This is a genomic window from Nocardiopsis prasina DSM 43845 (assembly GCF_000341265.1).
GTDB lineage: Bacteria > Actinomycetota > Actinomycetes > Streptosporangiales > Streptosporangiaceae > Nocardiopsis > Nocardiopsis prasina.
Window position 1 is genome coordinate 1 of the sequence record NZ_ANAE01000153.1, and the last position, 12878, is coordinate 12878.

14 protein-coding genes are annotated in these 12878 nt (G+C 69.3%); 12 read left to right on the forward strand and 2 right to left on the reverse strand.

Annotated features, from left to right (window positions below; genetic code table 11):
- Positions 1–254, forward strand: a 254-nt coding sequence (locus tag D452_RS28500) for a winged helix-turn-helix domain-containing protein (RefSeq protein WP_017545468.1), incomplete at its 5' end; no start/stop codon positions are given.
- Between the two features lie 40 nt (positions 255–294).
- Positions 295–984: a sirohydrochlorin chelatase gene (locus D452_RS0117630; RefSeq protein WP_017545469.1), complete on the forward strand. Its 690-nt coding sequence runs from the start codon at positions 295–297 to the stop codon at positions 982–984.
- Between the two features lie 90 nt (positions 985–1074).
- On the opposite strand, the gene D452_RS0117635 is transcribed toward D452_RS0117630, so the two are convergent.
- Positions 1075–1392 carry an antibiotic biosynthesis monooxygenase family protein gene (locus D452_RS0117635; RefSeq protein ID WP_017545470.1) on the reverse strand — a complete coding sequence of 106 codons (318 nt, stop codon included), beginning with the start codon at positions 1390–1392 and terminating at the stop codon, positions 1075–1077.
- Between the two features lie 358 nt (positions 1393–1750).
- Between D452_RS0117635 and D452_RS30430 the strand changes: the two genes are divergently transcribed.
- The 10 genes from D452_RS30430 to D452_RS28515 all read left to right on the forward strand — a co-directional run bounded on the left by D452_RS30430 (position 1751) and on the right by D452_RS28515 (position 11516).
- Positions 1751–2026, forward strand: coding sequence for a hypothetical protein (locus D452_RS30430; RefSeq protein WP_152498607.1), 276 nt, complete (start codon positions 1751–1753; stop codon positions 2024–2026).
- Positions 2027–2245: 219 nt separating this feature from the next.
- Complete coding sequence (locus D452_RS0117640; RefSeq protein WP_017545471.1) at positions 2246–3517, forward strand: XRE family transcriptional regulator; 1272 nt, start codon at positions 2246–2248, stop codon at positions 3515–3517.
- A 616-nt stretch (positions 3518–4133) separates the two neighbouring features.
- The gene (locus D452_RS0117645) at positions 4134–5147 is read left to right on the forward strand and encodes a hypothetical protein (RefSeq protein WP_017545472.1); all 1014 of its coding nucleotides are present in this window, start codon (positions 4134–4136) and stop codon (positions 5145–5147) included.
- Between the two features lie 9 nt (positions 5148–5156).
- Entirely contained in the window at positions 5157–6170 is a 1014-nt protein-coding gene (locus D452_RS28505; protein ID WP_017545473.1) for an SDR family oxidoreductase, read from the forward strand.
- Complete coding sequence (locus tag D452_RS0117655) at positions 6167–7396, forward strand: acyl-CoA dehydrogenase family protein (RefSeq protein ID WP_017545474.1); 1230 nt, start codon at positions 6167–6169, stop codon at positions 7394–7396. The genes D452_RS28505 and D452_RS0117655 overlap by 4 nt, the downstream gene beginning before the upstream one ends.
- 1 nt (position 7397) lies before the next feature.
- A complete protein-coding gene (locus D452_RS28510; protein WP_017545475.1) occupies positions 7398–8627 on the forward strand; it encodes an aspartate aminotransferase family protein in 1230 nt (409 codons plus the stop codon).
- Positions 8628–8824: 197 nt separating this feature from the next.
- Positions 8825–9286: a hypothetical protein gene (locus tag D452_RS0117665; RefSeq protein ID WP_017545476.1), complete on the forward strand. Its 462-nt coding sequence runs from the start codon at positions 8825–8827 to the stop codon at positions 9284–9286.
- A 105-nt stretch (positions 9287–9391) separates the two neighbouring features.
- Entirely contained in the window at positions 9392–9844 is a 453-nt protein-coding gene (locus D452_RS0117670) for a type II toxin-antitoxin system RatA family toxin (RefSeq protein ID WP_026129426.1), read from the forward strand.
- On the forward strand, positions 9841–10752 hold the full coding sequence (locus D452_RS0117675) for an ABC transporter ATP-binding protein (RefSeq protein ID WP_017545478.1): 912 nt from the start codon (positions 9841–9843) through the stop codon (positions 10750–10752). Before D452_RS0117670 ends, D452_RS0117675 begins: the two co-directional genes overlap by 4 nt.
- Positions 10749–11516, forward strand: coding sequence for an ABC transporter permease (locus D452_RS28515; protein WP_017545479.1), 768 nt, complete (start codon positions 10749–10751; stop codon positions 11514–11516). The genes D452_RS0117675 and D452_RS28515 overlap by 4 nt, the downstream gene beginning before the upstream one ends.
- A 78-nt stretch (positions 11517–11594) precedes the next feature.
- Here D452_RS28515 and D452_RS29280 read toward each other — a convergent pair whose 3' ends face one another.
- Positions 11595–12875, reverse strand: coding sequence for a helix-turn-helix domain-containing protein (locus D452_RS29280; RefSeq protein ID WP_017545480.1), 1281 nt, complete (start codon positions 12873–12875; stop codon positions 11595–11597).
- Positions 12876–12878: the final 3 nt, after the last annotated feature.

Sequence of the window (12878 nt, forward strand, 5' to 3'; positions counted from 1 at the left end):
CTGTCCTGATCGACGGCACCGTCCGCACGCTCTCACCCACACTGATGCGGCTCGTGCGCGCCCTGGCCCACCGTCCCGGACAGGTCCTCGACCGGGCCCGCCTGCTCACCTGCCTCGGAGAGGACGCCGACGCCCACGCCGTGGAGACGGCCGTGGCCCGACTGCGCACCGCCCTGGGCGACCCCCGGATCGTCCAGACCGTGGTCAAGCGCGGCTACCGGCTGGCACTGGACACACCCGACTGCACCGCCTGACCCGCACCAGGAAGGACGGGGCGGGCGCGCCCGCCACGCGATGAACCGAGACACCCTGATCCTGGCCGTCCACGGCACCCGCGACCCCCACGGCACCGCCGTCGCCCGAACCCTGGCCCGCGACGTGGCCAACCTGGTCAGCCAGCCCACCAGGCTGGCCTTCGCCGACGTGCGCACACCGACCGTCGGCCAGGTCGCGGCCCGGACCCCCGGCCCCCTCGTGGTCGTGCCCGCGTTCCTCGCCTCGGGCTACCACGTGCGCACCGACATCCCGCACCAGCTCGCCCGGGCCGGGCGAGCGGACGCCGTCGTCACCCCGGCGCTGGGCGACCATCCCGCGGTCCTGGGCACCGCCGTGCGCCGTCTGGACGCCGCCGGATACCGCCCTGGTGACGCCGTCGTGCTGGCCTGCGCCGGCACCTCCGACCCCCACGCGGGCGACGAGCTGCGTGAGGCCGCCTCCCGCCTGTCGCGACGCCTGGCGGCCCCGGTGGAGGCGGGCTTCATCGCCACCGGAAGGCCCACCGTCACCGAAAGGGTCGCCCAGCTGCGCGAGCGGGGCCACCGGCGGGTGGCCGTGGCGGCCTGGTTGCTGGCTCCGGGCCTGTTCCATGACCGGCTGGCCCACACGGGCGCCGACGTGGTGGCCGACCCCCTGTGCCCGGCCCCGGCCATCGCCCGCGCCGTGGTGGCCCGCTACCACCGGGCCGCGATCGGCCAGCCCGCCTGAGCGACCGCTCGTGCAGCACGGCTCGGGACTCCCGGGCGATCCCCGTCCGGCGCCGCGTCCTTCCCCACCGGGCCGGAGGCCGCGCTCAGCTCACCCCTCGGTGAAGCGCAGCTGGTACAGAACCGAGTCGGAACTCGCGATCGCCTGGCAGGCAGCGAAGTGCGGCTTGGAGTCCGGGTGGGCGATGGCCGCCCGGAAGGCCTCCTCACTGCTCCACTGGGCGTAGTTGCAGACCCGGGTGCCGTCGAGGCTGGCGTGCACGCTCGCCGAGACGAACCCGGGGAGGTGGCGCATGACGTCGTCCGTCGCCTCACGCAGGATCTCCAGCAGCCGCTCGTGGTTCTCGGGCTCGACGGTGAAGGTGTTGACGAGGGCGACGCCGTCGCGGTCGGTGCTGATCACGGGCATGGCTGGGATACCTCACTTGGGCGGCTCGGGCGGCGGACACCACGACCCCGCGGATCGAACTCCTGGCGTCGACGCGGGGCTTCGCACCGTGGCCCGCCTCACAGTAATCGCAGCGTAGGGCGTGTGTAAGGCAAACGGCGGGTCCGGAAACGGTGTGTCGTACGCGTGCTGCGAGGCACTACGGAGCAAAGCCGGTCGAACCGGTTGTCCGTCTCAGGGTTGTCCGTCCAGAGGCACCGGGCAACACCGGATCGCCGTTTGCGTGGGGGCTGACCAGGATGCGCACGCCGTCGATGACCCGGCGTCTGTTTCCCGGAAGTGGGGGTGCGGCGGAACCCTGCCTGGCATCCTGGTTGTCGTGCCTGGCCGTCATGAACACACCGATGCCGCGTGGGCCCTGCTCGCCCCGCTCCCGCCCACCGACGCACTCAAGGGCGAGAAGTGGGCGGCCGATCAGCGCGAGGTCATCGACGCGACCCTGTTCCCGGCCCGGCGGCGCACCGCCGGTGCCACCCCACAAGCGGTCCCGTCCGGGACGCACCGTACGGGTGCGCCGCAATCGGACGCCCCGGCCGCGGACAGACCACCAAGGTCCACCTGCCCGTTGACCAGCACCCGCGCCCACTGGTCCTGACCACCGGCCCCGGCCCGCGCGGGGACCCTCTCATCCTCGCCCGTCCGGGAACGGGGCGGTCGCCCGAGGCCTCAGGACGCCGGTCCGTGTCTCACAGCGCGACCTTTGCACGGAGAGAGGACGGCGGATGGAACACGACTCTTCGGACGCAGTGCCGCGAGGCCGCGCGGGAACAGGCAGAACGTGCTTCCGGACCTTCGGTTGGAGCGTGGACGACCGGTGAGCGTCGAACCCGTGGAGTTCGGCCCCGCGTTGAGGACGCTGAGGAGCAGTCAGGGTCTGTCCCTCGGAGACCTCGCACGCCTGGTCAACTACAGCAAGAGCCACCTCAGCCGGGTGGAGAACGGCAAGAAGCAGCCGACCTCGGATCTGGCCCGGCACTGTGACGTCGCGCTGGGTGGCGAGGGCAGTCTCGTCCGTATCGCCATGAGCGTTCCGCGTCGCGTGCGACAGGCCATGGCGGCTCCCACAGTGCGGCAGCTCCCGCGTTCCGTCACCGACTTCGTCGGGCGGGTCGACCTCCTTCGACAACTCGACGGAATGTGCCCGGAAACCTCCGACGGGCGGTATCGGGGCTCCCCGCTCGTCCTGGTCGACGGACCCGCCGGGATCGGCAAGACCGAGACGGTCCTGCGCTGGGGGCACGTCGCAGCGGAGAGGTTTCGCGATGGCACGCTCTTCGCGGACCTGAACGGATTCCGGCAGGGCGGTTCGGCCCTCACCGCCGAGCAGGTGCTCCGCCGCTTCCTCCACGACCTCGGCGAGTCGGGCGCGGCTCTGAACGGGAGGGACGCACAGCAACTGGGCGTTCGCTTCCGCAGTCTGCTCACCGGGAAGCGCATGCTGATCGTCCTGGACAACACCACCGGGCCCGAACAGGTGCGCCCCCTCCTGCCCGCCAGTCCCGGCTGCATGACCGTTGTCACCAGCCGCAGCCGGATGCCGGGCCTGCTGGCCAGAGACGGCGCTCTGCGTGTCCAGGTCCCGCCCATGGACCCCGAGGAGAGCCTGGAGCTCCTGGCCACCCTCGACCCCGAAGGCCGACTGGCCCGCAGGCCCGAGTACCTCGACGCGTGCGGGCACGTACCCCTGCTCATCCGTATCGCCTCCCGGCGGAACATGAACCCGGAGTTCTACGACAGCCCCTGCCGGTGGGAGAGCGCCGCGATGCTGCGGCTCTTCTCCATGGGCGGTGACGACTCCACGTCCCTGCGGTCCCTGCTGTCGGGGTCGTACGAGGTGCTGACCGACGAGGCCACACGTGCCTTCAGGCTGCTGGGTACCCGCACAGAGGGGTGGTGCACGGCCCGCGACGCCGCCCGGCATCTGGACACCGGGCAGTCGGCGGCCGAGGAGTTGTTGTCCGAACTGGCCGACCTGCACCTGATCCAGTACCGGGACGGGTGGTTCTCCTTCGATCCCCTGCACCGCGCCTTCGCTATCGAAAGGGCGGGCGCGGTGCGGCCGGATCGGGGCGTCGGACCGGTGTAGCCGCTCGGAGGTGTGGCGCCTCAGCACCAGCAGCCGCCGGGGGCACGGGAGCGGCCCGCGGCAGTGGTCCACCGTTCCGGGAACGACCGCCCCGAAGGGCGCCGTCCGCATTGCAGAGGTCCTCACTCGTGATGGAATGCCCCGTCATCACATTTATCGACGACTTCGTGGTTCTTGTGCAAACAAGAGGCGTTGTCTGGGATCTCCGAAGAACAGACAACGGGCAACGCCTCCCCAACGGTGTCGAAACGAATGCAGACTTGTCGTCCATCGGTGATTGAGGACGGACACGTGCAACTTCCCTCCGATTCCATCCGCGTCGACGACAGGAACAAGGGTCCGCGCCATGGGCGATCGCGCCTCCGCCATCCGGCCGCGTACCGCCACCGGGCGACGTCTCCCGGCGGGTCCGCCTGGAACCGAACCCCAATACCAGCGGCGGGTCGCCCGACCGCTCGGCGAGAGTGATTCCCTCTCCTCCCTTTCCGTGGATCCCTCGACGCGTGTCCACGTCGAGGGCCGTCCCGGACGAACAACGGTCGCTGTCACAACAGACCCGCCGTGATCCACATCAGTGCCGTGCTCATGAGCGCACCGAACCAGAATGGGCTAGTTGATGCGCGATGTCAGGCTCGACAGATACCAGGAATACATCAAGCGGCACGGGCTCACGGAACAACAGGTACTGGACCAGGTCGACGAGACGTTCGGAGAGCCGCTCCTCGTCGTCGCCGCGGGATCGGTCATCTCCGGATTCGGCAACGACACCAGCGACCTGGACCTGTACACCGTCGTGGAAGACGACGTGGCCAGCCTGCTTCCGCTGATGTCGTATCCCAACGGCGCACGGATCGACGCGGTCCTGTGCGGAGCCCGACAACTCCTGGACAGCCACCGGGAACTCGGTTCGGACACGTGGCCCCCGCGGCAGGTGAAACCGGGGGACATCTGGGCCAAACGCAAGGCGATCGACGCCATCACCAGGTACGGCCTGGGCCTTCCGCTCTTCGGCACAGAGCGGTGGACCGCCTGGCAGCGGCGTTTGCAGGCCGAAGCGCACGGGTGGATGAGTGACTGGCACGCGGTGGACGCGTACCGCATGCGGGCGGCGGCGAGGGCCCTGCTCACCCACAAGCCCCTGGTGGCCGGCATCCGAGCGGGCGACGCGCTCATGGCGGCGCTCGAACGCCACGCGCTCGCGCGGGGAGAACCGTACTTCAAATGGAAATGGCTGGGGGAGAAGCTGGAACGCCTGGGCGACTCACAGGCGCTCTCGGCCTACGAACAGTCGCTGAGCCCTCCGCTCTCCGAACGCGACGTGCCGCGCTACGTCGAGCGCACCGAAGACCTGCTCCACTCCTACCTGGGCGATGTCGACACCGGCTCCTGGCGCCTGAGCCTGCAACCGGCGGTCGGTACCTCCTGGGAGCCGTTCGGGGAGGAACACCTGGTCTCCCGGTGGGGGCTGCGGGCGGCGGCGGTCTCAGCGGGAAGCAGCGTCGGTGAGCCCGGTACCTGGACCTATCGCCTCTCTGAGACGTGGGATCCGGACGTCGAGGCGCTCTTCAGTGAGGACATGCTCTGGCTCGGCGTGCAGCAGGCGGGGCCGCTCCCAGGCCAACCGGAATGAGGAGGACGCATGAACGTGCGGCGCAGCATGTTGGTCACCGGTGCCACCGGAGTGGTCGGCTGGGAACTGGTACAACAGGCACGCGCGGCGGGGTGGGACGTCGTCGGCTGCTCGGCGCGGGGGAGCGACACCAGCACCGCCTGGCGCATGGGCAAGGAACCGCCTCCCGCGGAACTGGACAGGGAATGGCACGTCATCGTGCACGCCGCCGCCCGGCCGCGTTGGAACCTTCCCCGGGACGAGGCGGTCAGCGGCAACCTGGCGCCCGTGGCGGCACTGGCCCCGTTGGTGGGCCGGGGAACGCACGTCATCCACATCTCCACCGCGTATTCGATCGGCCTGCGAGGGGACACACGCTCCGACTCCCTCCACGACTACCGCAACACGTACGAATGGTCGAAGGCCGCGGCGGAGCGGGAAGCACGGGAACGCTACTCGGCGAGCATCGTCCGCCCGCCACTGATCCTCGGACGCCGTTCGGACGGAGCCGTCAGGAGACGGAGCGGGCTCTACTCCCTGCTCCAGGCATCAGTGACCGGAGCCCTCCCCGTGCTCGTGGGAGAGCCGGACGCCGGCTTCGAGGCCGTCACCACCTGCGACGTCGCCACGTGTGTGCTGGCGATCGCCGACGGCGGGCCCGCCGCACGGCCCGTCGTTCTCGGCCGTGCGGAACACGCGGCGCCCGCGGGGGAGATCTGGGATCTCGCCTTCGCCTCGCTGAACGAATGGAGAGTCGAGCGCGGAGCGGGCGAACTGGAGGCGCCCACCTTCATCACGCCCGACCAGTGGAACCGCTTCTACTTTCCCTTCGCCCGGCCGCACCTCTCGGACCTCCAACTGCACACCATCGACCTGCTCAGCGAATTCATCCCCTACCTCTCCCGGGTCGATCCGATCGGCGTGAACTGGTGCGTCGATCCCGTTGAAGCCGCCCTGCCCACCATCGTGCGGGGCTGGGCCGAGCGGTTGCCCGGCCTGGCGATGCGAAGCCCACAGCCCTGGACGGTCAAGGAGCAGGTATGACGGACGCGTACGCCTTCGAAGCCGCGAGAGTCTCTGCCTGGTCGGACACGTCGCGTCTCATCCCGCAGGGCGGCATCGACGAACTCGCCGCCCACGCAGAGGAGAACGACAGGTCCGGCAGACTGTCGGATCGCAGTATCGATGTCCTGCGTGAGGCCGGATACTTCGGCCTGCCCGTCCCCCGGGACTTCGAGGGCCAGGGGGCGTCAGTCGAGGAGTGCTGCGCGGTACAGCGTCGGATCGGGGCGGCGGACCCCGCGCTGGCGATCGCCACCAGCATGCACCTCTTCTCGGTCGGGGTCGTCGTCGAGCACTGGAACCGCAACCACGACGAGTCGTGGATGCTGTTGGAGGCGATCGCCAGCCAGCAGCGGATCGTGAGCAACGCGTTCGCGGAGCCCGGACTCGCCGGAGCGCTCACGAGGTCGAACTGCGTCGCCCGCAGGTCCGGTGAGGACTGGATCCTCGACGGCCTCAAGGTGCCCTGCTCGCTGGCGGAGCGCAGTGATCTGCTCTGTCTGCAGATGATGGACGAGCAGGACGGGGAAGACGCCCTGATGGTCGCTCTGCTCGCGACCAGGAGTCCCGGAATCAGGACCGAACGCACCTGGAACACCCTCGGGATGAGAGCGACGGAGTCGGACTCCGTGCGGTTCGAACAATGCAGGTTCTCCGATGACCTGGTCTTCCACCGGACGGAACCGGGATCCCAGAGCGATGAGGTCTTCGCCGCCGGCATCGCCTGGTTCTGTGTCGCCTCGACCGCGTCCTACCTGGGTGTCATCTCGGCGGCGGTCGACGAGTCCCGCGTCGCTCTCCAGAAGTCCCGGATCACGCACCTCGACGCGTCACGGTCGCAGCTGCCCTCCTTCCAGGGAGCACTCGGCGACATCATGTCCCTGGTCCTGCCGATGGAATGGTCCTGTGCGGGGCTCGCGCGTCAACTGGGCGAGAAGGGTACCGATCCGCGCGCCCTGATCCCCTCGGCGCTGGCCCTCAAGCAGCAGACGGCCCAGCTGGCGACCACCGCCGTGGCGATGGCGGCCGAACTCGTCGGAGTGGGCTCGTACTCGGCGAACGGCAAGGTGGCGCGGCTCCTGCGAGACGCCCAGGCGGCCCGCTACCATCCGCCCACCCGGTTCGCCACACGGCAGCTCCTGGGGCGTTGGGCACTCGGACTTCCGTTCGGTTTCGAGCTGGACGAGAAGCCGGTTGGAGACGACTGAGATGCTCGAACCCGTCGATCTCATCCGTACCCACCAGTCCTCCGGCCGGTCGTTCCTTCACAACATCATGGGTGCCGTCGACCCGGAGGTCTCGGGGAAGGGGCAGTGGATAACGAGCCGGGACGGCAGCCGCTATCTCGACGTCGGTTCCTTCGGGGTGTTCCTCCTCGGACACGGGCACCCCGGGCCGGTGGGCGCGGTCGCTCGGCAGCTCGACCTCATGGCGGGCTCCAGCAGGACCCTTCCCAACCCGGTCAACGCCCGCGCGGCGGCCGCGCTGGCGGGGGCAGCACCACCGGGCCTGTCCAAGGTGCTCCTTCTGAACTCCGGGTCCGAAGCGGTGGAGGCCGCACTGAAACTCGCCAGGGCCCGCACGGGGCGGACACCCCTGGCACACCTCTCCGGCTCCTTCCACGGCAAGAGCACCGGCGCGCTGAGTCTCACCGACGCACGCGCGTTCCGCCAGGGAATCGGCCCGTTGCTGCCGGACGTGGTGAGGCTTCCACGCGACGACGCCGCCGCGGCCGCCGATCTGATCGAACGCCACCGGCCAGCCGCCGTGTTCGCCGAACCCGTGCAGGGCGAGGGCGGTATGTATCCGATCGGGCGGGACTACGCCGCGGTCCTGCGGGAGGCGTGCACTCGAACAGGCAGCCTGCTGGTCTTCGACGAGATCCAGTCCGGTCTCGGGCGGTGCGGAACGCTGTGGGCCCATGAGGGTCTCGGCGTGCTCCCCGACGTCCTGCTCAGCGGGAAGGCGCTGGGAGGCGGTGTCATGCCGGCTTCGGCGGTGATCGCCACCGAGGACGCGTTCCGTCCGTATGACGTCGATCCACTGCTGCACACCTCCACGTTCGGCGGGAACCCCCTGGCGTCGGCTGCCGTTCTCGGTGCGCTGGACGTCATCGCCGAGCTGGACGTGCCGGCAAGGGCCAGCCGTGCGGGTGAATCGCTGAAGGGGGTCCTGAACGGACTCGTCTCGAACCGGCCCTCGTTGTTCTCCGCCGTGACCGGACGCGGCCTCATGCTGGGCCTGCACTGCCGCAAGGCGGACGTCACGGCTGAACTGATGCGGGAGTCCCTGACCGAGGGTGTGCTGCTGACCATGTGTCTCACCACGCCGACCGTGCTGCGATTGACGCCGTCCGCCTTCATCGACGCCGAGGAAATGGATTTCCTGGGGCGGAAGCTGGACATCGCGGCCGCGAGGGTGGAAAGAGAGCTTGCCTGACTCCTTCGCGGTCCACCTCGCCGTCGTCGCGACCGGAACGGGGACGCACCGGACCGGAGGAAGCAGTCCCCGCCGGGGCCCCGGCGTTCTCGGCCCCGGCCGTCATGCCGTCGCCCAGTTTTCCGAACAGGAGTTGTATGAGTGTTCGAAGCACGAACGGACTGCGGTCCCACGTTTGTCGAACCAGTCACGGTGCCGTGATCACGCTGGTGATCATCCAGGGATCCCTGGAGGACATCGCCGGTGGAGTACGCGCCGGCCAGTGGCGGATGGTGGCGGCGCAGACCCGACAGCTGGTTCTGGCGAGTCTCCAGGTGAGCGGGCTCGAGTTCGGCGGTGAGCCCTACTGGCAGGAGAACGGCGGCGCCCTCGACCAGATCACCCGTGCGCCGGAGTCGCTCCGCGTCCAGGGGTTCACACTCGTCCACGAGGCGAACGCACTCGCCACCGACCCCTCAGGGGCCGATTCCTGGCTGGCCCGACTCGAGGGGTGGGCGGGTCTGGTGCAGAAGGGGCTCGGCCTCGACGAGAACCTGCCCGAACTCCGATCGCCCCAAGGAATGTTCGGAGGGCTCAGGTTGGTCAGGGGATGGACCGAGACCGTCGACTCCCTCGGTCTTCCGCCCCTGCTTCCCAGCGACTGGACCAAGCCGCTCTAGACAGCGTTCCCGCCTGCGCCCGGACCCCGGAATCCCGCCGGTTCGAGCGGCTCCATCCCCCTGTTCGCCCTCAAGTGAGCCGATCTCCACGAAAAGGAAGCATCCATGCCGATTGTGACAGTGACCGAGCGTTTGCAGGTGTCGGCGGAAAAGGTCTGGGACCTGGTGTGTGACGTCGCGTCGTATCCCAGGTTCATGGAATCGGTGATCAGTACCAGCGTGCTGTCCGAGGCCACACTGGAGAACGGCCATGTCGAGGTCGTGACCGAGTGGGAAGTGCAGATCAAGGGGTCCGTACTCAAGTGGGTCGAGAGGGAGATCCGCTACCCGGAGCGCTGGCGCATCGACTACACCCAGCAATCCGGCGACCTGGAGGTGTTCCAGGGGTTCTGGCAGGTGGCCCGGGTCGACGACGAGGTGACCGAGGCCACGCTCGAGGTCGAGTTCGAGATCGGCGTGGCGATGCTCAAGCCCATGCTGGAGCCCGTGGCCGCTCGGGCGATCGAACGCAACTCATCGGACATGCTGCTTTCGCTGGGCCGACGGGTCGGCGTATGACGCCGAGCCTGCGGGTGGAGGGACTCACCAAGTCCTACGGTGAGCGGCAGGTGTTGAGGGGCGTCGACCTCGCCGTCGGGCGCGGTGAGATCCTGGCGATACTGGGTGCCAACGGAGCCGGGAAGACGACCCTGCTCTCCGTCATCGCCGGAGTCACCTCCCCCGGCGCCGGTCGGGTACGCGTCCTCGGTGTCGACGTGGGGGCGCATCCGAAGGCCGTGCGTGGTCGGATCGGCCTGGCGGCCCAGGACACGGCCGTCTATCCGACCCACACCGTCGTCGAGAACCTCCGGTACTTCGGAACTCTGGGTGGGGTCCGCCGTGGTGAGTTACGCGCGTCGGTCGAAGCCGTCATGGAGGCCCTCGGCCTCACCGGGCTTCGTCGCACCCTGGTCCGGAACCTGTCGGGAGGACAGCGACGCAGGTTGCACGCGGGATGCGCACTCGTGCACAAGCCGGAGATCGTCCTGCTCGACGAACCCACTGTCGGAGCCGACCCCGAAACCCGACGTGATCTGCTGCGCCTGGTGACCTCGATCGCCCGGGACGGGGCCACCGTGATCTACACGTCCCACTACCTCGGAGAGATCGAGGAGCTCGACGCTCGTGTCGCCGTGCTCTGCGGGGGCAGGTTCCTCGACGAGGGTCACGTGGGTGACCTGGTCTCTCGGCACGCCAGAAGTGAACTCGTTCTCCAGTTCGACGGATCGCCGCCAACGATGAGTTGGCCCGGGGCGAGGGTGGAGGACGACCTCCTCCGCCTTCCCACGTCGGATCCCGCCATCGACATCATGAAGGCCGTCGAGTTGGCGGGTGTCGAGCGCGATCGACTGCGCTCCGTGGACATCTCCAGGGCCAATCTGGAGTCCGCCTACTTCAACATCCTGAAGTCGGAGCCAGGTCGGTGACCAACGCACTGTCCGTTCTTCGCCACGACCTGATCTGGTTGCGCCGGGACCCGGTGCCGTTCGTGACCCTGCTCCTGACACCCTGTCTGCTGATGTCCTTCACGGCGCCGCTGTACGCCGTCGTCACCTCCCAGTTCGGCTACGACGACGCGAGCGGTGCGGATCTGTCGGTTCCCGGCATGGCTCTGATGTTCTCCTTCTTCATGGGCGGGGTCATCAAGGAATCCATCTTCCGTGAGTTCGAGCTGCACACCTGGAAGCGGGTGCGGGTCTCCGGTCTTTCCGCCAGGGATCTCCTCTGCGGAAAGGTGCTTCTGGGGGGAACGCTGGTCCTCATGCAGTCCTCGGTGCTGTTCCTGGTGGGGTGGCTGCTGCTCGGCCTGAACGTGAGGGGGAGTGTGGCGGCCCTGGTCGTGCTCCTCGTCGCGGTCGCGGCGTGCGTCGTCTCCTTCTCCCTGGCGCTGTGCGCACTCGCACGCTCCCGCAGCCAGGCGTTCGCCTACGACCGGGTGGTCACTCTCCTGTGGACCGTCGTCGGGGGCGCTCTGGTCCCCATCGACCTCATGCCCTCCTGGGTGCGGGCCCTCGCCACGGTCACCCCCGTGTACTGGGCCATCTCGGGGTTGCGCGAGGTCATCGTCGGCGGCGGCGACCTGCGCCAGGTCGTGGCGCCGGTGGCGTGCCTTCTCGCCTTCTCCTCCGTGTTCGCCGTGATCGCCTTCTGGCGCGTGTCCACGAAGGTCGACAAGGTGTTCAGGTCGTGAGCGTTCCGAGTCCCCCGGACCCTGGGCCCCGAACAGCAGGGACCGCGCCGGCCCCTGCTCCAACAGCTGCCACGGGAGCTACTCGCTCTGCAGGAGCTCCCGCACGGCCGTGTACGAGGTGTGGGCCCGCAGCTTCTCGCGCAGCCCCCCGAGCTCGGAGGCTGATCGAACCGAATCGACCGAACTCAGGCACCGGGCCGCGTGGCGTACGGTGGCGACCGCCGCGTCGAGGTCCCCCAGGGCCAGATGCGCCTCCGCGGCCCGCACCAGGTAGATCGCGTGGCTGCGTGGGAACTCCGTGTCCCCGGGGTAAGCCGCGGCCCTGGCGGCCTCGAAACGGCGCAGGGCCTCGGACGGGTCGCCCAGACTCAGGGCGGCCGACCCCGCGATCATCTCGATCTCGCCGTGGTCCACCCAGTACAGGACCTCGGGATCGTCCTCACACGGGCCCTGGTCCAACGCCGTACGCGCCAGGTGGAGCTGGCGCGCGCACTCCTGCTTCGCCCCTGTCGTGGACAGCGCACGCGCGGTGCGGGCCGCGAGCATGGCCCGCATACGCGGGGTGGTCTTCCCCCGCACCTGCGCGTGCGCGACCTCCAGCAGGTTCACCGCCCGGTCGCCCGGTCCCGTGGAGTAGCACTGGATCGCGGCGAACGACGCGGCGTAGGCACCGCCCACGGGGTCGTTGGCCTCGGCCGAGGCGCGCAGCGCGCCGTCGAAGTACCGGCCCGCCAACCCCGGTTTGCCCTGGTCGAACGCGGCCCATCCCACCTGTCGCGAGGCTTCGGAGGCCATCGCGTACAGGCGGGTCACGGTGGCTCCGTTGTAGCGCCCCGAACGGATCAGCTTGATGATGAGCCCGAGTTCGCCGCGGGCCAGGTGCAGGACGTCGCCGCTGCCGAGTTTGTCGTCGAGGTGGCGCAGGTGGTCGAGTCGGTCTCCGATGTGTGCCAGGAGACCCGGGCCGCCGGGGACGTCGAGCGGCTGTCGGGGCGCCGCCTCCAGCGCCCTGGCCCAGCTGCTCGCCGAGACCGACAGGGCCTCCGCCACGGTGAGGGGCTCGCGCCGGTCCGCGTGACCGCCCTTCAACAGGCCGGTGAGCACCGCCATGCTCTCCGGTCGCTCCCAGACCAGCCCGCAGGTGCCGGTGACGGGGTCGTGCAGGGCCCTGGTGAAGCGGCCGCCCGTGCTCAGCACCCCGTCGTAGGCCCTGGCCACCTCGGGAGTCAACGCCCTGTTGCCGTTCTCGATGTTGCGCAGATAGGTGGCACTGAACCCCGCCTCGCGTGCGAACCGAGCCCAGACCAGTCCCGATGCGCGGCGCTCCTGTCGCATCTCCTCGCGCAGTCGATCGGACATGCA